We start from the raw sequence: 16,749 nt of genomic DNA, 5'->3' as shown, positions 1-16,749 counted from the left end.
ACAGCCAGCGCGCAGCGCCGATGAACTTCGCCGCCCTGGACATGCTGCGCCGCGCCGAAAGCGGGCAGAAGCCCGCACCCGAGGCCTACAAGGTCGGCCAGCGCTGGCTGGTCTACAGCGCCGCGCCGATCCGCCTGGCCGACAACGCCCCGATCCAGGGCACGCTGTTGCTGGTGGTGGACCTGGAGCGCCTGCTGAGCGCCCTGGCCCCGCTGCCGGATGGCACCGGCCAGCTGCAGTTCACCCAGCAGTTCGGCAACGCCCCCGCCCAGACCCTGGCCCAGCGCGGCAGTGCCGCCGACGGCACGCCCATCGCCGTGGCCAGTGGCAACCCCAACTGGAAACTGACCTTCACGCCCAGCAGCCAGCTGGGCAGTTCGGGCATGCCGGTGCCGCTGCTCGGACTCGCCGCCCTGCTGTCCCTGGTGGGCGCCCTGGCCGGCCTGTACCTGGTGCATGGCGGCCTGCAACGCAAGCTGAGGGAAGACGTCACCCAGCTCAGCCAACTGGTGCAAGAACTCTCCAGCGGCAAAAGCGTCAAACCCAACAGCCTGCGGCTGCCGGCGCTGGATGCGCTGGCCCAGTCACTGGCCCGGCAGTTGCGGCGCAAACCGGAACCGGTGGCGCCCAGCGTCGGCGACGAGCGCAAGGCCAGCCCTGCAGCAGCCCCGGCTGCCGCACCGGCCAAGGTGATCGAACCCCTGGAGCTGGCCAACCCGCTTTTCCAAGATACCGACATCCTCGATATCGACATTCTCGACGAAGACCAGGACCTCCTGGGATTGGAGCAAACCCCTGCCATGAGCACCCCGCAAGCCGCCCCCAACCTGCCCGCCAGCATTTTCCGCGCCTACGACATCCGCGGCGTGGTCGGCGATACCCTGACTGCCGAAACCGCCTACTGGGTAGGCCGTGCCATCGGCTCCGAAAGCCTCGCCCGTGGTGAGCCGAACGTCTCGGTCGGCCGCGACGGCCGCCTCTCCGGCCCCGAGCTGGTGCAGGCGCTGATCCAGGGCCTGATGGACTGCGGTTGCCATGTCACCGACATCGGCATGGTGCCGACCCCGGTGCTGTACTTCGCCGCCAACGTGCTGGACGGCAAGTCCGGCGTGATGCTCACCGGCAGCCACAACCCGCCGGACTACAACGGCTTCAAGATCGTGGTCGCCGGTGAGACCCTGGCCAACGAGCAGATCACCGCCCTGCACACCCGCATCAAGAACAACGACCTGGCCACTGGCGTGGGCAGCGTCCAGCAGGTCGAGATCCTCGACCGCTACTTCCAGCAGATCCGCGACGACATCGCCATGGCCAAGCCCATGCGCGTGGTGGTGGACTGCGGCAACGGCGTGGCCGGCGTCATCGCACCCAAGCTGATCGAGGCCCTGGGCTGCAGCGTGATCCCGCTGTACTGCGACGTCGACGGCACCTTCCCCAACCACCACCCGGACCCGGGCAAGCCGGAGAACCTGGAAGACCTGATCGCCAAGGTGAAGGAAGAGAACGCCGACCTGGGCCTGGCCTTCGACGGCGACGGCGACCGGGTGGGCGTGGTGACCAACGAAGGCACCATCATCTACCCCGACCGCCTGCTGATGCTTTTCGCCAAGGACGTGGTGTCCCGCAACCCGGGCGCCGACATCATCTTCGACGTCAAGTGCACCCGCCGCCTGACCTCCCTCATCAGCGGCTACGGCGGCCGTCCGGTGATGTGGAAAACCGGCCACTCGCTGATCAAGAAGAAGATGAAGGAAACCGGCGCGCTGCTGGCCGGCGAGATGAGTGGCCACATCTTCTTCAAGGAGCGCTGGTACGGCTTCGACGACGGCATCTACAGCGCCGCCCGCCTGCTGGAGATCCTCAGCCAGGACAAGCGCGATGCCGAACACGTGTTCACCGCCTTCCCGAAGGACATCTCCACCCCGGAGATCAACATCACCGTCACCGACGAGAGCAAGTTCCGCCTGATCGAGCGCCTGCAGCGCGACGGCACCTGGGGCGATGCCAACCTCACCACCCTGGACGGCGTGCGCGTCGACTATCCCAAGGGCTGGGGCCTGGTGCGCGCCTCCAACACCACGCCGGTGCTGGTGCTGCGCTTCGAGGCCGACTCCGAGGCGGAACTGGAGCGCATCAAGGAAGTGTTCCGCGCCCAGCTCTACGCCGTCGCCCCCGATATCAACCTGCCGTTCTGATCCACGGAGCCCCGCATGACCCTCAGCCGTGACGCCGCATCCCAAGTCGCCCAGGTCCTGTCCGAAGCACTGCCCTACATCCGCCGCTTCGTCGGCAAGACCCTGGTCGTGAAATACGGCGGCAACGCCATGGAAAGCGACGAGCTGAAAGCCGGGTTCGCCCGCGACATGGTCCTGATGAAGGCCGTGGGCATCAACCCGGTGGTCGTGCATGGCGGCGGCCCGCAGATCGGCGACCTGCTCAAGCGCCTGTCCATCGAGAGCCACTTCATCGACGGCATGCGCGTCACCGACGCGCAGACCATGGACGTGGTGGAGATGGTGCTCGGCGGCCAGGTGAACAAGGACATCGTCAATCTGATCAACCGCCATGGCGGCAGCGCCATCGGCCTGACCGGCAAGGACGCGGAGCTGATCCGTGCGAAGAAGCTCACCGTCTCCCGCAAGACCCCGGAGATGACCCAGCCGGAGATCATCGACATCGGCCATGTGGGCGAAGTGACCAGCGTGAACACCGAGCTGCTGAACATGCTGGTGAAGGGTAACTTCATCCCGGTCATCGCCCCCATCGGCGTCGGCCAGGACGGCGAGTCCTACAACATCAACGCCGACCTGGTGGCGGGCAAGGTGGCCGAGGCCCTCAAGGCCGAGAAGCTGATGCTACTGACCAACATCGCCGGCCTGATGGACAAGGAAGGCAAGGTGCTCACCGGCCTGACCACCGAGCAGGTCAACGAGCTGATCGCCGACGGCACCATCTACGGCGGCATGCTGCCGAAGATCCGCTGCGCCCTCGACGCGGTGCAGGGTGGCGTCACCAGCGCGCACATCATCGACGGGCGCGTGCCCAACGCCGTGCTGCTGGAGATCTTCACCGACAGTGGCGTCGGCACCCTGATCAGCAACCGCCGCCGCGCCTGAGCCCCACCCGAATAAGCCGGAGCGATCCGGCTTATTCATTTCCCCGATCCGGCTTGCATCCCTCCACCCCGACGGGAATGCTCGGCACAACCTCATCAGGAGCCGTGCCATGCCCGCACCACCCGACCGGAACGTCTTCACCTTCCTTCACCCGCTGCGCGTACGCTGGGCCGAGGTCGATCCTCAGGGGATCGTCTTCAACGGCCACTACCTGACCTACGCCGACGTCGCCATCACCGAGTACTTCCGCGCGCTGGGTGTACGTTATCCACAGGACCTGATCGCCGACGACGGGGACTTCTTCGCCGTGCGCACACTGCTGGAGTACCTGTCACCAGCCCGCTTCGACGACGAACTCACCCTGGGCATCCGGACACGCCGGTTGGGCGGTTCGAGCCTGACGTTTGCGCTGGGCATCTGGCGGGGCGAGGAGGCGTTGACCAGCGGGGAGATCGTCTACGTACACGCCGATGCAACGACGCGGACGAGCCGGTCCTTGCCAGCCTGGCTGAGGGAAAAGGTGAGAGGCTTCGAGCGCTGCGCCGCCGAGGAGTGACTCAGCGGTTCAACAGCTCGGCGAGGCGGGCGCGGTCGGCGGCGAAAGTCGCCTGGGCCTTCTTGCGCTCGTCCTGGTAGCGGGCGATGTCGTCGTCGAGGCGCTTGTACTCGCTGCGCACGTTGTCGATCTGGGCCACCAGCGCCTCGGGCACCTGGCGTCCGGCACGCTCGTTGTCGGCGGCCTGGGCCTGCAGGTTGGCCTGCTGGGTACGCAGGGACTGCTGGTTGCCCTTGGCCACGGTGATCAACCCGTCCAGCTCGGAGAGCTTGCGCTGGAGCGCGCGGTCGACGTCCTCGACGCTGGTGTAGAGCCGCAGCAGCTGGGCATCGGAGCCAGCACGGGCCTTGTCGGCCTGCATGCGCTGGCGTTCCTCGAGGGTGGGTGCCGGCGGCACGGTCTTCACCACCCGGCCCTGGTCGTTGAGGACCTCGTAGCCCTTGTCGATGAACTGCGGCGGAACGCCGAGGCGATCCAGTACGGTGACACCCTTTTCATTGGTGTAGCGGTACAGCTCGGCCTGGGCGGCCAGCGGTGCCATCGCACCCAGGATCAAGGCAAGTCGGATCGCACCCGGCTTCAGCATCGGCACACCCTGTGGTCGCTGGAGAGTCAGATTCCGTAGTCTGCGCGGTAACGCTCCACCGCAGGCAGGTACGACTTCAGTTCAGCATCACCGGCCAGATATTCCAGCACCTGCTCCAGGGACACGATGCTCACCACCGGCATGCCGAAGTCACGCTCCACTTCCTGGATCGCCGACAGCTCGCCCTTGCCACGCTCCTGGCGGTTGAGGGCGATCAGCACGCCCGCCGCCTGGGCCTGCTGGCCCTGGATGATCTGCATCACCTCGCGGATCGCGGTACCGGCGGTAATAACGTCGTCGATGATCAGCACACGCCCGGCCAGCGGTGCGCCCACCAGGGTGCCGCCCTCGCCGTGATCCTTGGCTTCCTTGCGGTTGAAGCACCAGGGCAGGTCGCGGTCATGGTGTTCGGCCAGCGCCACGGCGGTGGAAGCCGCCAGCGGGATGCCCTTGTAGGCAGGGCCGAACAGGACGTCGAAGGAAAGCCCGCTGTCGACGATCGCCGACGCGTAGTAGCGCCCCAGGCGAGCCAGCGCGAGGCCGCTGTTGAACAGGCCGGCGTTGAAGAAATAGGGGCTGGTGCGCCCGGACTTGAGGGTGAATTCGCCAAAACGCAGTACACCGCGTTCGATGGCAAAGCGAATGAAGTCGCGCTGATACGCCTGCATGGTGAAAAAGCCCCGGACGGCACGGATTTAGCTAAATAGAAAGAGCTCGGGTATCATACACGCACGAGTTTTTGGGGGCCATTTATGCGGATCATCAGTGTGAACGTGAATGGTATTCATGCTGCAGCCGAGCGAGGACTCCTCAGCTGGTTGCAAGCACAGAATGCCGACGTGATCTGCCTGCAAGACACCCGTGCCTCTGCCTATGACCTGGACGACCCGGCCTTCCAACTGGATGGCTATTTCCTCTATGCCAGCGATGCTGAAGTGCCAAGCCAAGGCGGCGTGGCGCTTTATTCGCGCTTGCAACCCAAGGCAGTGATCTGGGGTCTCGGTTTCGAGTCCTGCGATCGTTATGGGCGCTACCTGCAGGCGGATTTCGACAAAGTGAGCATCGCCTCCCTGCTGTTGCCTTCGGGCCAGGGTGGCGATGAGAACCTGAACCACAAGTTCAAGTTCATGGAAGACCTGGCGCACTACCTGAACAAGCAGCGCCGCAAGCGTCGCGAGTACATCTATTGCTCGTCGCTCTACCTCGCCCACCAGAAGCTGGATGTGAAGAACTGGCGCGACTGCCAGCAGCTCCCCGGCTTCCTGGCGCCCGAGCGCGCATGGATGGACGAAGTGTTCGGCAACATGGGTTATGTGGATGCCCTGCGCGAAGTCAGCCGCGAAGGCGACCAGTACAGCTGGTGGCCGGACAGCGAGCAGGCCGAGATGCTCAACCTCGGCTGGCGCTTCGACTACCACATCCTCACGCCCGGCATGCGTCGCACCGTACGCAGTGCCCGCCTGCCTCGCCAGCCGCGCTTCTCCCAGCACGCTCCGCTGATCGTCGACTACGACTGGCTGCTGAGCATCTGAGTGCAGCGTCCATAAAAAAGCCGGCATTCGCCGGCTTTTTCGTTCGTGCATGCGCTACTTCAATGGCCGCCAGGCGAAGGGGTAGCGATAGTCCTTGCCCTCGTTGGCCTTGATGCCACCGATGATGGTCAGCACCAGCGCGGCAATGCCCAGCAGGGGCAGCAGGAAGACGCCGATCACCACGAACATCAGCAGGATGCACAGCAGCCCCGCCAGGCTCACGGTGATCTGGAAGTTCAGCGCCTCCTTGCCCTGGGCATCGATGAAGGGGTCCACGTCCTTCTTCATCTGCCAGAGGATCAGCGGCCCCAGCAGGTTGCCGAAGGGAAAGACCGCACCGAGGAACGCAGCGAAATGGCAGAACATCGCCCACTGCCTGACGTCCTGGTTCGGTTGCTGTACGGGGGTGGGCTCATTCATGGGGTGCGTCCTCGTCGTGATGGGCCGGCTCAGTCGGCCAGAGCGGCCTTCTGGATCCGGAACAGTTCGTCCATGCCCTGGCGGGCGAGGGCCAGCATGGCATTGAGCTGCTCGGGCTGGAAGGGCTCGCCCTCGGCGGTGCCCTGGATTTCGATGAAGCCACCACCGTCGGTCATGACCACGTTCAGGTCGGTCTCGGCCGCCGAGTCCTCCAGGTAATCGAGGTCCAACACCGGCTCGCCCTGGTAAACGCCGACGGAGACGGCGGCGATCATCTGCTTGAGCGGCTCGCCCTTCAGGGCACCGCGCTTCTTCAGCACTTTCAGCGCATCCACCAGGGCCACCATGGCGCCGGTGATGGAAGCCGTGCGGGTGCCGCCGTCAGCCTGGATCACGTCGCAGTCCAGGTAGATGGTGTTCTCGCCCAGCTTGCTCATGTCCAGCGCGGCACGCAGGGAGCGGCCGATCAGGCGCTGGATTTCCAGGGTGCGGCCACCCTGCTTGCCACGGCTCGCCTCGCGCTGGTTACGCTCACCGGTGGAGCGGGGCAGCATGCCGTATTCGGCAGTCAGCCAACCCTGACCCTGGCCCTTGAGGAAGCGCGGCACGCCGGCCTCGACGCTGGCGGTGCAGATCACCTTGGTATCCCCGAATTCGACCAGCACCGAGCCTTCGGCATGCTTGGTGTAGTTGCGGGTGATGCGGATCGAACGCAGCTGGTCAGCTGCGCGGCCACTGGGACGTTTCATCTGGGAATACCTGTCGGAGGGAAAATCCCGGCCATTATAGGGGGGCCTCCGCCCCCGGGACATCATCGCGTTGGGAGGGGCCACGGAGTCGGCTACAATCGCCGCCCTTACCCACACCGAGAGGACTCCCCATGGTGCACAGCATGACCGCCTTCGCCCGCGTCGAGCAGGCCGGCACCCACGGCACCCTGAGCTGGGAACTGCGCTCGGTCAACCACCGCTACCTCGAACCCCACCTGCGCCTGCCAGAAGCCTTCCGCGACCTGGAGGGTGCCGTGCGCGAAGCGCTGCGCCAGGGCCTGTCACGCGGGAAGGTCGAATGCACCCTGCGCTTCGCCGAAGCCGAGGCCGGCAAGCCCCTGCAGGTCGACAGCGAGCGGGCCGCCCAGGTGGTGGCCGCCGCCGAAGCCGTGGCCGCCCTGGTCAGCCAGCCGGCGCCGCTCAACCCGCTGGAGATCCTCGCCTGGCCCGGCGTGCTGGTAGCCGACGCCGCCGACCCCCAGGCCCTGAACGCCGCGGCCCTGGAGGCCTTCGGCAAGGCCCTGGAAGAACTCAAGACCGGCCGCGCCCGTGAAGGTGCCGACCTGGCCCGCCTGCTCAACGAGCGCCTCGACGCCATGCAGGAGGAAGTCGTCGCCCTGCGAGAACTGGTACCGCAGATGCTCGGCCTGCAGCGGCAGAAGATCCTCGACCGTTTCGCCGAAATGAAGGCCGAGCTCGACCCCCAGCGCCTGGAGCAGGAGCTGGTGCTGCTGGCGCAGAAGAGCGACGTGGCCGAGGAGCTGGACCGGCTCGGCACCCACATCACCGAAGTACGCCGCGTACTCAAGGCCGGTGGCGCCGCCGGCCGCCGCCTCGACTTCCTCATGCAGGAACTCAACCGCGAAGCCAACACCCTCGGCTCCAAGGCCTTCGACCCACGCTCCACCCAGGCAGCGGTCAACCTCAAGGTGTTGATCGAACAGATGCGCGAACAAGTGCAGAACATCGAGTAAGAGACCCATCCATGACCGTCACCCCCGGCACCCTGTACATCGTCTCGGCCCCCTCCGGCGCCGGCAAGACCAGCCTGGTCAAGGCCCTGGTGGACACCGACCCGCGCATCCGCGTCTCGGTCTCCCACACCACCCGCGGCATGCGCCCCGGCGAGGTCGATGGCGTGAACTACCACTTCGTCAGCCGCGAAGCCTTCGTGCACATGCTCGAGCACGGCGACTTCATCGAGCACGCCGAAGTCTTCGGCAACCTCTACGGCACCTCCCAGCGCTGGCTGCTGCAGGCACTCGCCGAAGGCCACGACCTGATCCTCGAGATCGACTGGCAGGGTGCCCAGCAAGTCCGCCACCTGATGCCCCAGGCCAAGTCCATCTTCATCCTGCCGCCGAGCCAGGAAGCCCTGCGCCAGCGCCTGGACAACCGCGGCCAGGACAGCGCCGAGATCATCGAGCGCCGCATGCGCGAAGCCGTCAGCGAGATGAGCCACTACGTCGAATACGACTACCTGGTGATCAACGACGACTTCGCCGTCGCCCTGGAGGACCTGCGCGCGATCTTCCGCAGCCAGCGCCTCGCCCAGGCCAGCCAGCAGATCACCCACGGCGCGCTTCTCGCCCGTCTGCTGGCCTGATCGACATGACCACCGGGAAGCGCTGAACATTCAGCGCTTCCCTTAATGCTGGTGATTTTTTAGACTATCCAGTCCGCTCCGCCCGTTCCGGGCAAAGCCATCGCCACCCCACTCTGTGCTACGAGGAACACCATGGCCCGCGTTACCGTTGAAGACTGCCTGGAAAACGTCGATAACCGCTTCGAGCTGGTCATGCTCGCGACCAAGCGTTCCCGTCAGCTGGCCACCGGCGGCAAGGAGCCGAAGGTAGCCTGGGAAAACGACAAGCCCACCGTCGTCGCCCTGCGTGAGATCGCCGCCGGCCTGGTTGATTACGAAGTCATCGCCCAGGAAGACATCGTGGAAGAAGAGCCGCTGTTCGCTGCCTTCGAGGACGAGTCCAACGAGGCGCTCTGATTCCCATGCCCGGTCGACGTCGCACGGCGCAGGGAGGCCATAGCCGGAAAGGAGAACTGCCTTGCCTGGCATAGAAACCTTCGCCGAACGGCTCTCGACCTATCTCGGCCCGGACCAGGTCAACCTGGTCCGCCGGGCGTACTACTACGCCGAACAGGCCCATGACGGGCAGCGTCGCCGCAGCGGCGAGGCCTACGTCACCCACCCCCTGGCCGTCGCTAACATCCTCGCCGACATGCACATGGACCATCAGAGCCTGATGGCCGCCATGCTGCACGACGTGATCGAGGACACCGGCATCGCCAAGGAGGCGCTCACCGCCCAGTTCGGCGACACCGTGGCCGAGCTGGTGGACGGGGTCAGCAAGCTGACCCAGATGAACTTCGAGTCCAAGGCCGAGGCCCAGGCCGAGAACTTCCAGAAGATGGCCATGGCCATGGCCCGCGACATCCGCGTGATCCTGGTCAAGTTGGCCGACCGCCTGCACAACATGCGCACCCTGGAAGTGCTCTCCGGCGAAAAGCGCCGGCGTATCGCCAAGGAAACCCTGGAAATCTACGCCCCCATCGCCAACCGGCTGGGCATGCACAGCATGCGCGTGGAATTCGAGGACCTCGGCTTCAAGGCCATGCACCCCATGCGCTCCGAGCGCATCCGTGCCGCCGTCCGCCGGGCCCGGGGCAACCGCAAGGAAATCGTCGCCAAGATCGAGGAATCCCTCACCCATTGCCTCGCCCGCGAAGGCATGGAAGGCGAGGTGATCGGCCGCGAGAAGCACCTCTACAGCATCTACAAGAAGATGCGCGGCAAGCGCCGGGCGTTCAACGAGATCATGGACGTCTACGCCTTCCGCATCATCGTCGACAAGGTGGATACCTGCTACCGCGTGCTCGGCGCCGTGCACAACCTGTACAAACCGCTGCCCGGCCGCTTCAAGGACTACATCGCCATTCCCAAGGCCAATGGCTACCAGTCCCTGCACACCACCCTGTTCGGCATGCACGGCGTGCCCATCGAGATCCAGATCCGTACCCGCGAAATGGAAGAGATGGCCAACAACGGCATCGCCGCCCACTGGCTGTACAAGTCCGCCGAGGACGACCAGCCCAAGGGCACCCACGCCCGCGCGCGCCAGTGGGTCAAGGGCGTGCTGGAACTGCAGCAACGTGCCGGCAACTCCCTCGAATTCATCGAGAGCGTGAAGATCGACCTGTTCCCCGACGAGGTCTACGTCTTCACGCCCAAGGGCCGCATCATGGAGCTGCCCAAGGGCTCCACCGCGGTCGACTTCGCCTACGCGGTCCACACCGACGTCGGCAACACCTGCATCGCCTGCCGCATCAACCGTCGCCTGGCGCCCCTGTCCGAGCCGCTGCAGAGCGGCGAGACGGTGGAAATCGTCACCGCCCCCGGCGCACGGCCCAACCCGGCCTGGCTCAACTTCGTGGTCACCGGCAAGGCCCGCACCCACATCCGCCACGCCCTCAAGCTGCAGCGCCGCTCCGAGTCCATCAACCTCGGTGAACGCCTGCTGAACAAGGTGCTGGCCGGCTTCGAAAGCAGCCTCGACAAGATCACCCCCGAGCGCATCCAGGCCGTCCTCGGCGAATACCGCCTGGAAGTACTGGAAGACCTGCTGGAAGACATCGGCCTCGGCAACCGCATGGCCTACGTCGTGGCCCGCCGCCTGCTGGCCAGCGATGGCGAACAGCTGCCCAGCCCCGAAGGCCCGCTGGCGATCCGTGGCACCGAAGGCCTGGTGCTCAGCTACGCCAAGTGCTGCACGCCGATCCCCGGCGACCCCATCGTCGGCCACCTCTCCGCCGGCCGCGGCATGGTGGTGCACCTGGAAAGCTGCAAGAACATCGGCGACATCCGCCACAACCCGGAGAAGTGCGTGCAACTCTCCTGGGCCAAGGACGTCACCGGCGAATTCAACGTCGAGCTGCGCGTCGAGCTGGAACATCAACGCGGCCTGATCGCCCTGCTGGCCAGCAGCGTCAACGCCGCCGACGGCAACATCGAGAAGATCGGCATGGACGAGCGCGATGGCCGCATCAGTGTCGTCCAGCTGGTGATCAGCGTGCACGACCGCGTGCACCTGGCCCGGGTCATCAAGAAACTGCGCGCCCTCAAGGGGGTGATCCGCATCACCCGGGTGCGCGCCTGACGGCCCGCTGAACCCACGGAGGCGAGGCCGCCCGGGCACACCCGCCCATGGCCAGGCCCGTCTCCAACCGCGCCCATCCGGGTACAGCCCGGGGTGCTTTCACCTGTACAAGGAGTTTCCATGAGCAAGACCGTGATCAACAGCGACAAGGCTCCCGCCGCCATCGGCACCTACTCCCAGGCGATCAAGGCCGGCAACACCGTCTACATGTCCGGGCAGATCCCCCTCGATCCCAAGACCATGGAGCTGGTGGAAGGCTTCGAAGCCCAGACCGTCCAGGTGTTCGAGAACCTGAAGGCCGTCGCCGAAGCCGCCGGTGGCTCCTTCAAGGACATCGTCAAACTCAACATCTTCCTCACCGACCTGTCCCACTTCGCCAAGGTCAACGAAGTGATGGGCCGCTACTTCGAGCAGCCCTATCCGGCCCGCGCCGCCATCGGCGTGGCCGCGCTGCCCCGTGGCTCTCAGGTCGAGATGGACGCCATCCTGGTCCTCGAGTAAACCCGATGGCCGCAGCGGGCACCTTGCCCGCTGCACCCGGCCAAAGGAAGGAACCCCGCCATGCGCCAAGCCCTCATCCCCCTCATCTGCGCCGCCCTGCTGGCCGGTTGTGCCGGCACGCCCAGCGACCCCAGCGGCGTCTGGATCAACCAGACCGCCATCGACGAAGCCGCCCGTGAAGGCAAGTTGCGCGAGGCCCTGCTCGCCTACGGCCCCAACCTGGAGTGGAGCCTCGACACCCACGCCGGGACCGCCAACTACAGCAACGGCTTCGAACTGGGCGAGGGCCGCCTGGTCCCCCAGGGCAAGGGCCGCTGGCAAGTGGACTTCTACGGCGACGACTACCACGAGCACCTGAACCTCAAGGGGCGCCAGCTGATCCAGGAAGCCAGCGAGAACTTCCCCGAACAGCACTTCGTACGCCCAGCCGAACCCGCCGCCGACGGCGCACCGGAAGGCAGCAGCTTCGAATACGCCCTCTACAAGACCTACCTCGGCGGCACCTGGAAGATCCTCGAAGGCACGGGGCAGGGCGGCCTGGTGCTGTTCCACCCCGACGGTCGCCTGGAAGGGCTGCCCGGCGCCGACCGCTTCGCCCTCTGCCTGGCCGGCGACTGTGCCGCCATGAGCGGCGAGAACGACAGCATGTGGCTGCAACTCGGCGACCAGGGCGCGCCCTGGATCTTCGTCCACGACGGCAACCGCCTGGAAATCCTCGAGACCGGCAACCGCGCCCAGATCGATGAGATGCCCGAGTACTACCCCGGCAAGCGCGCTTGGGTACTGGAGCGCCAGTGAGGCCAGGCCGCCGTTAAAAGGCCCCGACCACCAGCCAGCCCCCCAGCAACGCCAGCAACCCGCCACACAGCCGATCCAGCACCACCACCCGCCGTTGCAGCCAGGCCTGCCAGCGGCGGTGTGACACCAGGCGCACCAGCCCCAGGTCCCAACCCAGCACCACCAGGGTCATCCAGGCCATGCACAGGGCCAGGCCCCAGTCGGGCATCTGCGCCGAGCGCAGCACCCCGAACAGCCCGGCATAGAAGATCGGCAACTTCGGATTGACGCTGCTGGCCAGCAACCCTTCCAGCACACCCCTTCGCCAGGAGCCAAGGCCCGCATCAGCGCTGGCTTCGGGCAGGTCGAGCCGGCGCCGCGCCATCAAGGCCTGAGCGCCCAGCCACAGGAAGTAGCCCCCACCCAGCAGTTGCAGGGCGCGCCACACCCAGCCGCCCTCCGCAGGCAGCAGGCTCAGCGCCAGCAATACCAGCAACATGCTCGCCAGGTTCGCCAACGCGATGCCCCAGGCACAGCCGGCGGCGTGCAGGCGCCCACGGGTGAGTCCCGCGCGCAACAATAGGAAGAAATCCGGACCGGGTGACAACAAGGCAGCGAAGTGGGTGCTGGCGACCAGCAGGAACAGAGCGAGCATATGACCTCCACGGCAAGGCGGTGGAGTCTCGCCAGGGCCCGGTGCTCGCGTATTGGAAGAAAGTCGGGTCGGGCAGGGCGCCCGTCAGCGCAGCGCCTCGCGGCGGAAACGGCCGGGCGTCACCCCGGTGAAACGGCGGAAGGTGCTGGAGAAGTGCGCCTGGTCGTAGAACCCCAGCTCCAGCGCCAGACTCGCTAAGGGTTCGCCTGCCAGCAACCGCTGCTTCGCCTCACGCACCCGGCGCTGCAGCTGGTAGGTGTGGGGCGGCACTCCGTAGGCACGACGGAACGCCTCGATCAGGTGGCGTGGATGGCGTTGCAGCAGACCGGCCAGGTGCTCCAGGCTCACCGCCTCGCGGTAGTGCGACTCCAGGTAATCGCGCAACTGGGCGCTCACCCCGCCGTCGCGCGCACTGCTGCCCGTGGGGCGCAGCCCCCCATGGCGCACGAACACCAGCTCCAGCAGCTCCAGCAGCTCGCTTTCCAGCGCCAGTGCGTCGCCTCGCTCGAACTCCCCGGCCAGACGTGCCAAGGCCTGGGCCACGGCACCGTCATCGCCCGGATTGAGCGCGCCAAACCCCCGTGGCAGGGCCTTGCGCCCTAGCAGGGCCGGCAGACGGGCTTCTTCCACGTAGAGCATCCGGTACACCAGCCGGGGCGACTCGGCGTGTCCCGTGTGAGGCTCCTCCGGGTTCATCAGCGACAGGGTGCCAGCGGGCAGGGCATGCCGCGCACCCCGACACTGGTATCCACCTACGCCATGCAGGATGGCACCGATGGCGAACGCATCGTGGCTGTGACGCCCAAAGGGCTGGCCGGAGAAGTCGGCATGGAACAGCTCGACCCCAGGCAGCCAGGCCTTGGCCAGCAGCCGGTTGGCATCCACCTCAGGCGTCCTTGAGGATCGCCGCGTAGCCCTCGCGGAAGCTGGGGTACTGTGGCTCCCAACCCAACGCCCGGGCCCGGGCATTGCTGCAGCGCTTGCTGCCGGCCCGACGCACGGTGGAGGACTCCGACCAGTGCGTCACCCCCAGGCGCTCGCGCAGCCAGGCCACCACCTCATCAAGCGGTGCCGGCGCATCGTCCACGCCCAAGTAGCAGGACGCCAGCGGCGTCCCGGCCTGTTCAACACGCAGCAGGTGGGCCAGCAGGCCGGCGGCATCGTCCACATGAATGCGGTTGCCGTAGAGCGGCGGCTCGCTCGCCACCCGGTAACCCATGCGCACCTGGTTCAGCAGCCACTCGCGGCCCGGCCCGTAGAGCCCGGTCAGGCGCACCAGGGTGGCCGGCAGGCCGCTGTCCAGCGCCAGCTGCTCGGCCTCGCGCATGACGCGACCCGAATAGCCATCCGCCTCGGCGGGGGCGTCTTCGTCGATCCACTCGCCATCGCGCTGCCCGTAGACGCCGCTGCTGGAGACGAACAGCAGGCGCCGGGGCTGCTGCCCGCTCTCGCGCAACCAGGCCAGCACGTGGCGCAGGCCTTCGACATAGGCGGCGCGGTAGCCCTCCTCGTCATGACGGCTCGCCGCCACGCAGAACACCACCGCATCGAGCGCGTCCGTCGGCCAGTCGACCGGCCGCTCGGCGCGCTCCAGGTCACCCGCGATGGGCAGCACGCCCTCCGGCAGCGCCGAGGCATTTCGCCGCAGGCCATGGACCCGCCAGCCTTCAGCCAACATCCTCAGGGCCAGTCGGCTACCCACATCGCCACAGCCGGCAATGAGCAAACGCGGGGATTCGGACATGGGAGCGTCTCCGTAAAAGTGCTGAGGATAAGGGCTGGGAAGGGGGATGCGAAATCGCGCGCGTCCGTCCGGATCGCGCATTGGGGGTTACATTATCACTTTTACAAACAAGAATTACTTGCAATAATATTCAGCCTTTGTCCGCACCCGCACACCCCCAGCGGGCGAAACCGCAATTAACCTTCAGGTCCGGCCATGAAACCTATTGCACCCAACGCCCAGCCCGCTCTGCTTTCCCGTCGCGCCCGCCCCCTGGCGGCGCTCCTGTTCGGCCTGGCCCTGCTGCCTGCCGGCGCAGCCTTCGCCGAAGAGCCCACTGCACCGGCCGCCGCTACGGCCAGCGCCCAACCGGCCGCAACGCCGAGCGCTACCGCACCGACCGAAGGTGCACAGCCGATCGCCAGCGCGCCCGCCGCACCGGCCAACGCCGAACTGCTGAGCACGCTCCAGGCCCTCGGCCCCCAGGCCACCCCGGAGCAGATCCGCGACACCGCCCGCCAGACCCTGCAGGCACAGGGCGTTGCCCCGGAAGAGATCGACAAGACCCTCGCCGCCATCGACCAGGGCCTGAGCCTGGGCGACGGCCTCGCCGCCGCCCTGGCCGGCACCGCGCCCGAAGCCGTCGAAGAAGGCCTGCCGGCCCACGACCTGTCGCCCTGGGGCATGTACCAGAACGCCGACATCGTGGTGAAAGGCGTGATGATCGGCCTGGTGCTCGCCTCGATCCTCACCTGGACCATCTGGCTGGCCAAGAGCATCGAGCTGCTCGGTGCCAAGCGCCGCCTGCGCCGCGAACTGGTGGCCCTGAAGGCCGCGCGCAACCTGCCGGAAGCCGCCGACAAGACCGCCGCCCCGAACAACCTGTCCCAGGTGCTGGTGCAGGACGCCCTCGACGAGCTGAAGCTCTCGACCAACACCCGCGAGAAGGACGGCATCAAGGAACGCGTCAGCTTCCGCCTGGAGCGCCTCGTCGCCGCCAGCGGCCGCAAGATGAGCATGGGCACCGGCGTGCTCGCCACCATCGGCTCCACCGCGCCCTTCGTCGGCCTGTTCGGCACCGTGTGGGGCATCATGAACAGCTTCATCGGCATCGCCAAATCCCAGACCACCAACCTCGCCGTTGTCGCCCCCGGCATCGCCGAAGCCCTGCTGGCCACCGCCATGGGCCTGGTCGCGGCCATCCCCGCCGTGGTCATCTACAACGTCTTCGCCCGTTCCATCACCGGCTACAAGGCCCAGGTCGCGGACGCCTCCGCCCAGGTCCTGCTGCTGGTCAGCCGTGACCTGGACCACCCCCCGGCCGACCGCGCACCGGCCCCGCACATGGTCAAAGTGGGCTGATCCATGGGACTGCATCTGAACGAAGGCGGTGACGATCTCCAGGAAAGCCACGAGATCAACGTCACCCCATTCATCGACGTCATGCTGGTGCTGCTGATCATCTTCATGGTCGCGGCGCCCCTGGCCACGGTGGACATCAAGGTCGACCTGCCAGCCTCCACCGCCAAGCCCGCGCCACGTCCGGACAAGCCCATCTACCTGAGCATCAAGGAAGACAAGAGCCTGTTCCTGGACAACGACCCGGTGAACCAGGCGCAACTGGCTGCCGTGCTCGACCAGCGCACCGGCGGCGACAAAGAGAAGACCATCTTCGTCCGTGGCGACAAGGCGGTGGACTATGGCCGGCTGATGGAAGTGATGGACGCCCTGCGCGGCGCCGGCTACCTGAAGATCGGCCTGGTGGGACTCGAGACGGTCGGGAACTAGATGAGCCAGGCAAAGCGAAACCTGTCCTGGGCCATCAGCCTGCTGGTGGTGCTCGGCCTGCACGTCGCCCTGTTCTGCTGGGCCCTGTTCTGGAAGGTCAGCGCCGAGCCCATCGAGCTGCCGCCGCCGGCCATGATGGTGCAGCTCGAACAC

At 66.5% G+C, this 16,749-nt stretch carries 19 protein-coding genes; 12 read left to right on the top strand and 7 right to left on the bottom strand.

Going from position 1 to position 16,749, the window contains the following annotated elements:
- The first annotated feature begins 800 nt into the window (after positions 1-800).
- The 3 genes from algC to SZ55_RS02350 all read left to right on the top strand — a co-directional run bounded on the left by algC (position 801) and on the right by SZ55_RS02350 (position 3,672).
- A complete protein-coding gene (gene algC / locus SZ55_RS28500) occupies positions 801-2,195 on the top strand; it encodes a phosphomannomutase/phosphoglucomutase (protein ID WP_201774858.1) in 1,395 nt (464 codons plus the stop codon).
- Positions 2,196-2,210: 15 nt separating this feature from the next.
- Entirely contained in the window at positions 2,211-3,116 is a 906-nt protein-coding gene (gene argB, locus SZ55_RS02355) for an acetylglutamate kinase (protein WP_044400686.1), read from the top strand.
- A gap of 109 nt (positions 3,117-3,225) precedes the next feature.
- On the top strand, positions 3,226-3,672 hold the full coding sequence (locus tag SZ55_RS02350) for an acyl-CoA thioesterase (protein WP_044400684.1): 447 nt from the start codon (positions 3,226-3,228) through the stop codon (positions 3,670-3,672).
- 1 nt (position 3,673) lies between these two features.
- Here the strand turns inward: SZ55_RS02350 and SZ55_RS02345 are convergent, their stop codons facing one another.
- Both SZ55_RS02345 and pyrE read right to left on the bottom strand, forming a co-directional pair.
- Entirely contained in the window at positions 3,674-4,258 is a 585-nt protein-coding gene (locus SZ55_RS02345; protein WP_044400682.1) for a DUF4124 domain-containing protein, read from the bottom strand.
- Positions 4,259-4,284: 26 nt separating this feature from the next.
- The gene (gene pyrE / locus SZ55_RS02340; RefSeq protein ID WP_044400679.1) at positions 4,285-4,926 is read right to left on the bottom strand and encodes an orotate phosphoribosyltransferase; all 642 of its coding nucleotides are present in this window, start codon (positions 4,924-4,926) and stop codon (positions 4,285-4,287) included.
- A gap of 84 nt (positions 4,927-5,010) precedes the next feature.
- On the opposite strand from pyrE, the gene SZ55_RS02335 reads away from it, so the two are divergent.
- Positions 5,011-5,790, top strand: a complete 780-nt coding sequence (locus tag SZ55_RS02335) for an exodeoxyribonuclease III (RefSeq protein ID WP_044400676.1) — start codon at positions 5,011-5,013, stop codon at positions 5,788-5,790.
- Positions 5,791-5,844: 54 nt separating this feature from the next.
- Here the strand turns inward: SZ55_RS02335 and SZ55_RS02330 are convergent, their stop codons facing one another.
- Positions 5,845-6,210, bottom strand: a complete 366-nt coding sequence (locus SZ55_RS02330; protein WP_044400674.1) for a DUF4870 domain-containing protein — start codon at positions 6,208-6,210, stop codon at positions 5,845-5,847.
- 29 nt (positions 6,211-6,239) lie between these two features.
- On the bottom strand, positions 6,240-6,959 hold the full coding sequence (gene rph, locus SZ55_RS02325) for a ribonuclease PH (protein ID WP_044400672.1): 720 nt from the start codon (positions 6,957-6,959) through the stop codon (positions 6,240-6,242).
- A 131-nt stretch (positions 6,960-7,090) separates the two neighbouring features.
- Here rph and SZ55_RS02320 point away from each other — a divergent pair, with 131 nt between their 5' ends.
- From SZ55_RS02320 to SZ55_RS02295, 6 genes are all read left to right on the top strand, one after another.
- Positions 7,091-7,954: a YicC/YloC family endoribonuclease gene (locus SZ55_RS02320; RefSeq protein ID WP_044400669.1), complete on the top strand. Its 864-nt coding sequence runs from the start codon at positions 7,091-7,093 to the stop codon at positions 7,952-7,954.
- A gap of 11 nt (positions 7,955-7,965) precedes the next feature.
- A complete protein-coding gene (gene gmk, locus SZ55_RS02315) occupies positions 7,966-8,586 on the top strand; it encodes a guanylate kinase (RefSeq protein WP_044400666.1) in 621 nt (206 codons plus the stop codon).
- A gap of 132 nt (positions 8,587-8,718) precedes the next feature.
- Positions 8,719-8,982 (top strand): DNA-directed RNA polymerase subunit omega, encoded by a 264-nt coding sequence (rpoZ, locus tag SZ55_RS02310; RefSeq protein WP_044400664.1) that lies wholly within the window; start codon positions 8,719-8,721, stop codon positions 8,980-8,982.
- Between the two features lie 61 nt (positions 8,983-9,043).
- Entirely contained in the window at positions 9,044-11,152 is a 2,109-nt protein-coding gene (gene spoT, locus SZ55_RS02305) for a bifunctional GTP diphosphokinase/guanosine-3',5'-bis pyrophosphate 3'-pyrophosphohydrolase (protein ID WP_044400662.1), read from the top strand.
- Between the two features lie 120 nt (positions 11,153-11,272).
- Positions 11,273-11,653, top strand: coding sequence for a RidA family protein (locus tag SZ55_RS02300; RefSeq protein ID WP_044400660.1), 381 nt, complete (start codon positions 11,273-11,275; stop codon positions 11,651-11,653).
- A 60-nt stretch (positions 11,654-11,713) separates the two neighbouring features.
- On the top strand, positions 11,714-12,451 hold the full coding sequence (locus tag SZ55_RS02295; RefSeq protein ID WP_044400656.1) for a hypothetical protein: 738 nt from the start codon (positions 11,714-11,716) through the stop codon (positions 12,449-12,451).
- A gap of 13 nt (positions 12,452-12,464) precedes the next feature.
- Here SZ55_RS02295 and SZ55_RS02290 read toward each other — a convergent pair whose 3' ends face one another.
- The 3 genes from SZ55_RS02290 to SZ55_RS02280 all read right to left on the bottom strand — a co-directional run bounded on the left by SZ55_RS02290 (position 12,465) and on the right by SZ55_RS02280 (position 14,829).
- Positions 12,465-13,085 (bottom strand): LysE family translocator, encoded by a 621-nt coding sequence (locus SZ55_RS02290; protein WP_044400653.1) that lies wholly within the window; start codon positions 13,083-13,085, stop codon positions 12,465-12,467.
- 84 nt (positions 13,086-13,169) lie between these two features.
- Positions 13,170-13,970, bottom strand: coding sequence for an AraC family transcriptional regulator (locus SZ55_RS02285; protein ID WP_044400650.1), 801 nt, complete (start codon positions 13,968-13,970; stop codon positions 13,170-13,172).
- Position 13,971: 1 nt separating this feature from the next.
- Positions 13,972-14,829, bottom strand: coding sequence for an NAD-dependent epimerase/dehydratase family protein (locus SZ55_RS02280; RefSeq protein WP_044400648.1), 858 nt, complete (start codon positions 14,827-14,829; stop codon positions 13,972-13,974).
- 195 nt (positions 14,830-15,024) lie between these two features.
- On the opposite strand from SZ55_RS02280, the gene exbB reads away from it, so the two are divergent.
- Both exbB and exbD read left to right on the top strand, forming a co-directional pair.
- Positions 15,025-16,170: a tonB-system energizer ExbB gene (gene exbB / locus SZ55_RS02275; RefSeq protein WP_044400645.1), complete on the top strand. Its 1,146-nt coding sequence runs from the start codon at positions 15,025-15,027 to the stop codon at positions 16,168-16,170.
- Between the two features lie 3 nt (positions 16,171-16,173).
- Entirely contained in the window at positions 16,174-16,596 is a 423-nt protein-coding gene (gene exbD / locus SZ55_RS02270) for a TonB system transport protein ExbD (protein ID WP_044400642.1), read from the top strand.
- Positions 16,597-16,749: the final 153 nt, after the last annotated feature.

This window comes from Pseudomonas sp. FeS53a, assembly GCF_000931385.1.
Classification (GTDB): domain Bacteria; phylum Pseudomonadota; class Gammaproteobacteria; order Pseudomonadales; family Pseudomonadaceae; genus Metapseudomonas; species Metapseudomonas otitidis.
Note: the sequence above shows the minus strand (reverse complement) of the source record. Positions and strands in the feature narration are given on the sequence as shown.

Bases quoted from the DNA above. Each gene is read 5' to 3' on its own strand.
- algC (WP_201774858.1), top strand. From the start codon at position 801: ATGAGCACCCCGCAAGCCGCCCCCAACCTGCCCGCCAGCATTTTCCGC.
- argB (WP_044400686.1), top strand. From the start codon at position 2,211: ATGACCCTCAGCCGTGACGCCGCATCCCAAGTCGCCCAGGTCCTGTCC.
- SZ55_RS02350 (WP_044400684.1), top strand. From the start codon at position 3,226: ATGCCCGCACCACCCGACCGGAACGTCTTCACCTTCCTTCACCCGCTG.
- SZ55_RS02345 (WP_044400682.1), bottom strand. From the start codon at position 4,258: ATGCTGAAGCCGGGTGCGATCCGACTTGCCTTGATCCTGGGTGCGATG.
- pyrE (WP_044400679.1), bottom strand. From the start codon at position 4,926: ATGCAGGCGTATCAGCGCGACTTCATTCGCTTTGCCATCGAACGCGGT.
- SZ55_RS02335 (WP_044400676.1), top strand. From the start codon at position 5,011: ATGCGGATCATCAGTGTGAACGTGAATGGTATTCATGCTGCAGCCGAG.
- SZ55_RS02330 (WP_044400674.1), bottom strand. From the start codon at position 6,210: ATGAATGAGCCCACCCCCGTACAGCAACCGAACCAGGACGTCAGGCAG.
- rph (WP_044400672.1), bottom strand. From the start codon at position 6,959: ATGAAACGTCCCAGTGGCCGCGCAGCTGACCAGCTGCGTTCGATCCGC.
- SZ55_RS02320 (WP_044400669.1), top strand. From the start codon at position 7,091: ATGGTGCACAGCATGACCGCCTTCGCCCGCGTCGAGCAGGCCGGCACC.
- gmk (WP_044400666.1), top strand. From the start codon at position 7,966: ATGACCGTCACCCCCGGCACCCTGTACATCGTCTCGGCCCCCTCCGGC.
- rpoZ (WP_044400664.1), top strand. From the start codon at position 8,719: ATGGCCCGCGTTACCGTTGAAGACTGCCTGGAAAACGTCGATAACCGC.
- SZ55_RS02300 (WP_044400660.1), top strand. From the start codon at position 11,273: ATGAGCAAGACCGTGATCAACAGCGACAAGGCTCCCGCCGCCATCGGC.
- SZ55_RS02295 (WP_044400656.1), top strand. From the start codon at position 11,714: ATGCGCCAAGCCCTCATCCCCCTCATCTGCGCCGCCCTGCTGGCCGGT.
- SZ55_RS02290 (WP_044400653.1), bottom strand. From the start codon at position 13,085: ATGCTCGCTCTGTTCCTGCTGGTCGCCAGCACCCACTTCGCTGCCTTG.
- SZ55_RS02280 (WP_044400648.1), bottom strand. From the start codon at position 14,829: ATGTCCGAATCCCCGCGTTTGCTCATTGCCGGCTGTGGCGATGTGGGT.
- exbB (WP_044400645.1), top strand. From the start codon at position 15,025: ATGAAACCTATTGCACCCAACGCCCAGCCCGCTCTGCTTTCCCGTCGC.
- exbD (WP_044400642.1), top strand. From the start codon at position 16,174: ATGGGACTGCATCTGAACGAAGGCGGTGACGATCTCCAGGAAAGCCAC.